Raw genomic sequence first — 8,597 nt, 5'->3', positions numbered from 1 at the left:
GTCACATGCGCGGCGTCGATGGTCGTGTGGCAACCGGCGCGAGGCGTCGTTGTCGGGCCGCGGGGTATGTTGGCGCAGCAACGGGTGGTGCCGGACCCAAACCTGTCCAAGTGAGAGGACCAAGTTTTGCGAATCGGGAAAGTCACGGTTGGCGCACTCGATGAATGGTCGTTGAATTCGGGCTCAGTCACCTCATGGCATCCGACGGCCGAGGCCGCCGAAAAGGCGCGACGAGCACCGGTGAGTTCGGTGCCCGTCAGTTACATGCAGCGCCAGCACCTTCGCAACTACTGCGAACGGACCGAGGCGGGGCTGACCTTTTCCCGGCAAATCATTGCCAGCTGTGACGTGCCGGGACACTGCGATATCGCGGCCATGGACCACGCCGTCAACGCCTACCTACGCAGGCACGACACCTTCCGCAGTTGGTTCGAGCGATCCGCCGACGGCGACTTCATCCGCCACGCCATCGGCGATCCCGCCGACATCGAATTCACGCCGATCGATCAAGGCCACATGACGGTCGAGCAGATACGCGCACACGTCGTCGACATCCCCAATCCGTTGGAGTGGGGATGCTTCACGTTCGGCATCATCCAGAACGATGACCACTTCACGTTCTTCGCCGCCATGGATCACGTGCACGGCGACGCGACGTTGATCGGCACCACGATGCTGGAAGCCAACGGAATGTACTCGGCACTCAGCGGGGGAGGTTTGGCGCTCACGCTGCCCGATGCAGGCAGCTTCGACGATTTCTGCGTCCGCGAGCGCGAGCACACCTCGGCGTTGACGCTGGATTCGCCGGGAGTGCGCGCATGGATTGACTTCGCCGAAAACAACATGGACGGTTTTCCCGAATTTCCGCTGCCCCTCGGCAATCCGCAAGAGTCCAGCACCAGCGGCATGACGTCAGAAATTCTGATGGATGCGGCACAGACGGAACGCTTTGAATCGGCGTGCACGGCGGCGGGCGCGCGCTTCGTCGGCGGCCTGTTCGCCTGTCTCGGCCTGGTGGAGTACGAGTTCACGGGCGCCCTCACCTACTACGGGCTCACGCCGCGGGATTCCCGAACCGCCAGCGACAATTTCATGACGCAGGGCTGGTTCACCGGGCTGATCCCGATCACCGTCCCGATTGCGGCGACCTCGTTCAGCGACGCCGCCTCGGCGGCACAGGCCTCGTTCGATTCCGGGCTCGATATGGCAAGGGTGCCGTATTACCGCGTGTTGGAGTTGGCGCCGTGGCTGAACTGGCCGCAACCGAATTTCCCGGTGTCGAATTTCCTGCACGGTGGTGCCGCGCCCCTGAACGCCATTCTCGCTGCCGCCGATATGGGGCTCGCGAACAACATCGGGATGTATCCCGACGGGCGGTTCTCATACCAATTGACGATTTACATATTCCGGTACGGCGAGGGCACGGTCATGGCGATCATGCATCCCGACAATCCCGTTGCCGACAAGTCAGTGACTCGCTACATGGAGGCGATGAAGTCGGTGACGGTACGCGTCGCCGACAGCGGGGACTGGGGACGCGTCGCATAACGATGCGCATGTTCGGGGCGAGGATGAGGACGATATGCGACGGCTAGCCGATCTCGTGGTGCGGTGGCCATGGATGGTGATCGGGGTGTGGATCGCGATCGCGGTCGCCCTCCCGTTGACGTTTCCGAGCCTGAACGAGATGGCCGAGCGCCATCCGCTCGCCATCCTGCCGAGTGACGCCCCGTCGAGCGTCGCGGCTCGGCAGATGACCGAGGCGTTTCACGAATCGGGCTCGGAAAACCTTCTCGTCGTCGCCTTCACCAATGACTCGGGACTCAAGCCCGCCGACGAAGCCGCCTACCGCAAGGTAGTGGACGCGCTGCGCGACGACGTGACCGATGTCGTGATGGTTCAGGACTTCTTCACCACGCCCCAGCTGCGCCCATTTTTGACCAGTAAGGACAAGACCACGTGGGTGCTGCCCGCCGGCCTTGCCGGCGAGTTGGGCACGCCGCGCGCTTACGACGCCTACAACCGGGTCGCCGACATCGTCAAGCACAACGCCGCAGGCGCTTCGCTCGACATCTACGTCACCGGGCCTGCGGCCACCGTGGCCGACCTGACCGTCGCCGGCCAACACGATCGACTCCCGATCGAGATCGCGATCGGGGTCCTGGTCGTTCTCGTCCTGCTCGTGGTGTATCGCAACCCGATCACGATGCTGCTGCCGCTCGCAGCAATCGGCGCGTCGTTGGTGACGGCGCAGGCAGTGGTGGCCGGGGTCTCCGATCTGTTCGGAATCGGTGTCTCCAACCAATCGGTGATCTTCCTGAGCGCGATGATCGCCGGCGCAGGCACCGATTACGCGGTCTTCCTGATCAGCCGCTATCACGACTATCTGCGCCAAGGTGATGACCTCGACGATGCGGTGCGGCGGGCGTTGATCTCGATCGGCAAGGTGATCACCGCATCCGCCGCCACGGTCGGAATCACATTCCTCGGAATCAGTTTCGCCAAGATGGGGGTGTTCTCCACGGTCGGCGTGGCGTGTGCGATCGGGGTCGGGGTGGCATACCTCGCCGCGGTCACCCTGCTGCCTGCCATCCTGGTGCTCGCCGGGCCCCGTGGCTGGGTCAAGCCGAGGCGCGAGCTGACGACTCGGCTGTGGCGGCGGTCGGGGGCACGCATCGTGCGGCGGCCCAAGACCCACCTGGTCGGCAGCCTGCTCGTGCTGATCCTTCTCGCCAGCTGTGCGGCGTTCGCGCGGTACAACTACGACGATCGCAAAGCCCTCGGGTCCTCGGCGCCGAGTTCGATCGGATACGCGGCGCTCGAGCGCCATTTCCCGATCAGCCAGGCCGTACCCGAATACATCCTCGTCAAGTCGCCGCGCGATCTGCGTACCCCGCAGGCCCTCGCCGATCTCGAGCAGATGGCGCAGCGGGTGAGCCAACTACCGAACATCGGTCTGGTCAGCGGGTTGACCCGACCCACCGGGGTGGTCCCACAGGAGTTCAGGGCCACCTACCAAGCGGGCATCGTCGGTGATCGAATGGCCACCGGTTCGGCCGTAATCAGCGACAACACCAAGGATCTCAACCGGCTGACGGACGGGGCAGGCACGCTGGCCGCAAGCCTCGGCGAGGTGCGAACCCAGATCAACAAGATCGCGCCCAGCATGCAGCGCGTGATCGACTCCTTCAACGCGATGCGAAGCCAATTCGGTGGGGACAAGTTGGTCAAGCAGGTCGAGACCGCGGCCCAACTCGTACAGAGCGTCAACGCGCTCGGCAATTCCATGGGCATGAACTTCTCGAGCGTCAGGGACATGTTCGGTTGGATAGGGCCGGTGCTGGCGGCGCTCAACGGTAATGCCGTCTGTGACGCCAACCCCTCGTGCAGCGATACCCGCGCCCAGTTCCAGAAGCTGATGACCGCGCGCGACGACGGACGCCTCGATGAGATCAATTCTCTGGCGGGCCAACTCGAGGGATTCGGGGACAAACAGACGCTCAACGCAACCGTCAAACAACTCAACGACGCGATGTCGCAATTCAGTTCGGCGATACGAACCATGGGTCTAGACCGGCCCGGCGGCCTGCAGGCGGGCCTGACGAAGGCCAGGCAGGACGCCAATCGTCTGGCGGATGGAAGCCAACAGGTGGCAGGCGGGGTGGATCAACTCGTCGATCAGGTCAAGCTGATGGGCGCCGGACTCGATGAGGCGGCCGCGTTCCTGCTTGCGATGCGGCAGAACGCAGCGGACCCCTCGATGGCCGGATTCAACCTGCCCGCCCAGATCCTGCAACTCGACGACTTCAAGAAGGCCGCGAAGATCTTCATCTCACCCGACGGGCACACCGCGCGCTATCTGGTGCAGACCACACTGAATCCGTTCAGCGCCGAAGCGATGGATCAGGTGAATCAGATCCTCGACACCGCCAAGGGCGCGCAACCCAACACCCAACTGGCCGATGCGAAGATATCGATGGGTGGATTCCCGGCCGCGCTTCGGGATACCCGCGATTACTACGAACACGACATCCGCTTCATCATCATCATGACCCTGGTGGTGGTGTTGCTGATCCTGATGACGCTGCTTCGGGCGATCATCGCGCCGCTTTATCTGGTCGGCTCCGTGGTCGTGTCGTACTTCGCCGCGCTCGGGATCACTGTGCTGACATTCCAATACCTGCTCGGACAGCCCTTGCATTGGAGTGTGCCCCCGCTCGCCTTCGTCGTGTTGGTCGCGGTGGGCGCGGACTACAACCTGCTCTTCGTATCGCGAATGCGCGACGAGTCTCCGCACGGCATGCGGTACGGCGTCATCCGCACCCTGACGTCGACGGGCGGGGTGATCACCGCGGCCGGGGTGATCTTCGCCGCCTCGATGTGCGGTCTGTTGTTCTCCAGCATCACCACCGTCGTCCAGGGCGGCTTCCTGATCGGAGTCGGCGTCCTGATGGACACTTTCCTGGTGCGTACGGTCACGGTGCCTGCCATGGCCACGCTGGTGGGCCGGGCCAACTGGTGGCCGTCGCGGCTGAGCGCGCCACCGGTGGCACGGGCAACCGCCGGGAAGGCGGAGTAATGTCGCCGCAGTACGGGCGCGCAGCGAGCGAGGTGGGAGTCGGAATGCGGAGGCTACTCGCGGTGCTCACTGCGCTGGTATCCGTCGGGGCCACAGGGTATTTCGGATCCGGTGTCGCGGCAGCCGACGACACACAGGCCGGCTGGACGCCGGATCACGGCGCTCCGAGCGACGGGCCACCGCCGCTGGGCACGCCAGGCAGGGGATACGCGCTCGGCGGCGCACACGTGCTGGGCATACCGTATGACGAGTACATCAAACGGACGGGGGCTGACTGGTTTCCCGGACTGAACCGCCAGATCGTGGACTATCCCGCCGGTCAGGTGCAGGGGCACACCCTGGAACGGTTGTTCCCAGGCATCGGCAGGCTGGATGACGGCTTTCCCGGCCTCGGTCTCGACGGCCCCAGCATCGGCGAGTCGGTCGACGAGGGTGAGGGCAATCTGGAATCGGCCATTCGCGCCGGCGGGCCCGGCACCGCGATCGGATTGTCCGAGGGTGCGATGGTGCTCGACGCCGTCCAGGCAAAGCTGGCGAACGATCCGACCGCACCGCCGCCGAATACCCTCAGCTTCGCCACGTATGGCGATCCGCTGGCCAAGCACGCGTTCGGTGAGAGCTTCCTGACGCAGATGTTCCCCGTTGGCAGCGTCGTGCCCTCGCTCGACTTCCGCATGCCCGCCCCTGTGGAAAGTCAATACGACACTTATCAATTCGTTTCCGCATACGACAGCATCGCGGACTGGCCGGACAGACCGGACAACTGGATGTCGCTGCTGAACGCGGTGGTCGGTCTGGCCACCGGCCACACCGCGGTGGCGTTCACGAATCCCCGCAACGTGCCTCCGCAGAACATCAGGACGACCGTCAACTCGCGGGGTGCGAAGACCACCACGTATCTGATTCCAGAGCAACACCTCCCCTTGGTGTTGCCGTTCAAGTACCTCGGGGTGGACGAGGGCACGCTGAATCGGCTTGACGGGGTGCTGAAACCGATGGTGGACGCGGGATACTCGCGCAACGACGATCCGCTCACGGCGCCGATCACGGTGGACCCGGTGCACGGCTACGACCCTGCGGCCGTCACCGCTCCGGCCACCCAAGCCGCCTTCGGTGGCGGCGCCGACCCGGTGTCGCAGCTTCTGTCCGGCTTCCAGTACGTGCTGAACCACAGCGCAGGGTGAAATCCACAAGTTGTTACGGACGTGATGTGACGGCTCAGTCGACCCTTCTCTCGATGCTGCATGGGCGCGCCAGCATGCGCCCCGACGACACCGCGTTCACGTTCACCGATTACGCGGACGACTGGGCCGGAGTTCCCGAAACTCTGACATGGTCTCAATTGTCCCGGCGGACAATGAATGTGGCGGGCGAACTCAGTCGGCACGGGTCGGCGGCAGACAGGGCCGTGATCCTGGCTCCCCAGGGCTTCGACTACATCGCGGCGTTCCTTGGCGCGATGCAGGCCGGCTTGATCGCGGTGCCGCTCCCGCTACCGCATCGCGGTTCTACCGACGAGCGGGTGAGCGCCGTGCTCGCCGACACGTCGCCGTCTGTCGTCCTCACCACCGCTTCGGCCGCTGCAGATGTCGCCGAATACGTTGACAAAGCGGCACTGGAGGCAGTGCCGAAGGTCGTCGAGATCGATTCGCTGAACTTGGACGACGCGAGTGAAACAGTCTCTTGGACAACGGAACTGCCCAACACTGCGTACCTGCAGTACAGCTCTGGCTCGACGCGAACACCGACCGGGGTGATGATCTCGCACCGCAACCTGCAGGCCAACTTCGAACAGTTGATGCGCAGTTACTTCGCGGAGTCGCACCTCAAGGGTCAAACGCCCGACACGATTGTGTCGTGGCTGCCGTTCTACCACGACATGGGTTTGGTGCTGGGTGTCTGCGCACCGATCCTCGGTGGCTTCCGCGGCGAACTGAGCAGTCCGGTCGCATTTTTGGAGCGGCCGGCCCGATGGGTTCGGGCGCTCGCCGAGAACCCACGGGTGTGGTCGGCCGCGCCCAACTTCGCGTTCGACCTGGCGGCCAGGAAGACGACCGACAACGACCTGGCCGGGCTGGACCTCGGCGGGGTGCTCGGCATCATCAGCGGTGCCGAACGCGTCCAGCCCGCTACTCTGCAGCGTTTCGTGGATCGGTTCGCACACTTCAACTTTCGCGACAACATGCTCCGCCCGTCCTACGGCCTGGCGGAAGCAACGGTCTTCGTCGCGAGCGGCACGTGGAGCGAGGAATCGGAAGCCGTTCGCTTCGATTCGGAAGAACTGTCGGCGGGCCGGGTTCAAAGACGTTCGGCGGGCACAGAGTTGGTGAAATACAAAGTGCCGCAGTCACCGACGTTGCGGATCGTCGATTCGGACACCGGCCGCGAGTGCCCCGCCGACCGGGTTGGCGAAATCTGGGTGCATGGCGCCAATGTAGCCGACGGTTACTGGCGCAAACCGCCAGAGGACCAGGGTGTCTTCGGCGCGGTACTGGTCGAACCGTCCCCTGGTACGCCCGAGGGTCCATGGCTGAGAACCGGTGACCTCGGCTTCATTTCCGGCGGAGAGCTTTTCATCGTCGGACGCATCAAGGACCTGCTGATCATCCGCGGCCGCAACCATTATCCCGAGGACATCGAAGCGACCGTCCAACAGATCACCGGTGGCCGGGTTGCGGCGATTTCGGTGCAGGTGAACAGCACTGAGGAGTTGGTCACCGTCATCGAGCTGAAATCGGACGAAGGCTGGCTCAGCGGCATGAAGAGCGACGTCACGTCGGCGATATCCAATGCGCATGGCTTGAGTGCCGCCGACCTTGTCGTTGTCGCACCAGGGTCGATTCCCACCACCACGAGCGGCAAGATCCGGCGCGCGATGTGTGTGGAGCAGTATCGGCAGAACCAATTCGCCCGGCTGGACGGCTGATCCGGCCGGTGCGCGCTTTTGGGAGTTACCAGTGTTGGTAACCGTCCTGGCGATGGCCATTGCGGTCAGCGTCGAACCATTCCGCGTCGGAATGACGGTGCTGATGCTCAACCGGCCTCGGCCCGCGTTGCAACTGTTCGTGTTTCTGTGCGGTGGTTTCGCGATGGGGCTGACGGTGGGTCTGGTCATCCTGTTCGTGTTCCGACGAGTATTGCTGGGTGCCAGTCACTTCACCTTGCCGAATGTTCAGATACTGATCGGAGTCGTGGCGCTACTGGCCGCGGTCTTCGTCGCGGTGCCCGGTCTGTGGGACCTACGCCCGACACGACTGGCGAGACCGGCCAAACAGCTGCTGAGCGGGCCCTCGCTCACGGTGGCCGGCGTCGCCGGTCTCGGAATCGCGTTGCCGTCGATCGACTATCTCGCGGCGCTGGCGGTCATTGTGGCCTCCCGGGCAGAGGCCCTTACCCAAATCGCGGTGTTGTTGATGTTCAACGTCGTCGCGTTTGCGTTCGTCGAGATTCCGTTGCTGGCCTATCTGCTGGCCCCGGAGGCGACCGTCAGATGGGTGGCGGCGTTGAACACCTGGATCCGGGCCCGCCGCCGCGGTGAAGTCGCGATCCTGCTCGCCGCGGTCGGCTGTGTGGCTCTTGTCGCGGGCCTTGCTGGGCGCTGACCAGTTGTCCCCAACCGCGTGTTCATCCACAGGTTGTTTGAGTGTGCAAGGTGAATCGGGTGCGGTGGCTGACCGGGTGGTGAGGATGGGGTCATGTCTTCAACCGCGGCGCCGTCGGTGGTGAGCAGTACCAGTGATCGTCTTGAGGTGTTGTTCGCCGAGTTGGCGGAGCTGGCGGGGCAGCGCAACGCCATCGACGGGCGCATCGTGCAGATCGCCGCGCAGATCGACCGCGACCAGCTGTGGGGCGTGACCGGGGCCCAGTCATTGGCGAGCGTTGATGGGCTGGCGGCTGGGGTTATCGACGGGCACTGCGCACACCATCACCACGATCGCCGACCGGATCGAGGAGTTTCCGCGCTGTGTGGCGGGGATGGGTGAGGGCCGGTTGTCACTCGATCAGGTGGCGGTGATCG

General features: G+C 64.2%; 5 protein-coding genes and 1 pseudogene. All 6 read left to right on the top strand.

What is annotated here, in order from left to right:
* The first annotated feature begins 126 nt into the window (after positions 1-126).
* Complete coding sequence (locus ACGFK1_RS26070) at positions 127-1,548, top strand: condensation domain-containing protein (protein WP_393436322.1); 1,422 nt, start codon at positions 127-129, stop codon at positions 1,546-1,548.
* A 34-nt stretch (positions 1,549-1,582) separates the two neighbouring features.
* Complete coding sequence (locus ACGFK1_RS26065; RefSeq protein ID WP_393436319.1) at positions 1,583-4,579, top strand: RND family transporter; 2,997 nt, start codon at positions 1,583-1,585, stop codon at positions 4,577-4,579.
* Positions 4,580-4,623: 44 nt separating this feature from the next.
* Entirely contained in the window at positions 4,624-5,763 is a 1,140-nt protein-coding gene (pe, locus tag ACGFK1_RS26060) for an acyltransferase PE (protein WP_393436316.1), read from the top strand.
* A 26-nt stretch (positions 5,764-5,789) separates the two neighbouring features.
* On the top strand, positions 5,790-7,505 hold the full coding sequence (locus ACGFK1_RS26055; RefSeq protein ID WP_393436313.1) for an AMP-binding protein: 1,716 nt from the start codon (positions 5,790-5,792) through the stop codon (positions 7,503-7,505).
* A 52-nt stretch (positions 7,506-7,557) separates the two neighbouring features.
* The gene (locus ACGFK1_RS26050; RefSeq protein ID WP_393436616.1) at positions 7,558-8,181 is read left to right on the top strand and encodes a GAP family protein; all 624 of its coding nucleotides are present in this window, start codon (positions 7,558-7,560) and stop codon (positions 8,179-8,181) included.
* Positions 8,182-8,274: 93 nt separating this feature from the next.
* Positions 8,275-8,597, top strand: a pseudogene (locus ACGFK1_RS26045) (DUF222 domain-containing protein); the annotation flags it as partial.

The sequence above is a fragment of the Mycobacterium sp. NPDC048908 genome, assembly GCF_043197955.1.
Lineage (GTDB): Bacteria > Actinomycetota > Actinomycetes > Mycobacteriales > Mycobacteriaceae > Mycobacterium.
Note: the sequence above shows the minus strand (reverse complement) of the source record. Positions and strands in the feature narration are given on the sequence as shown.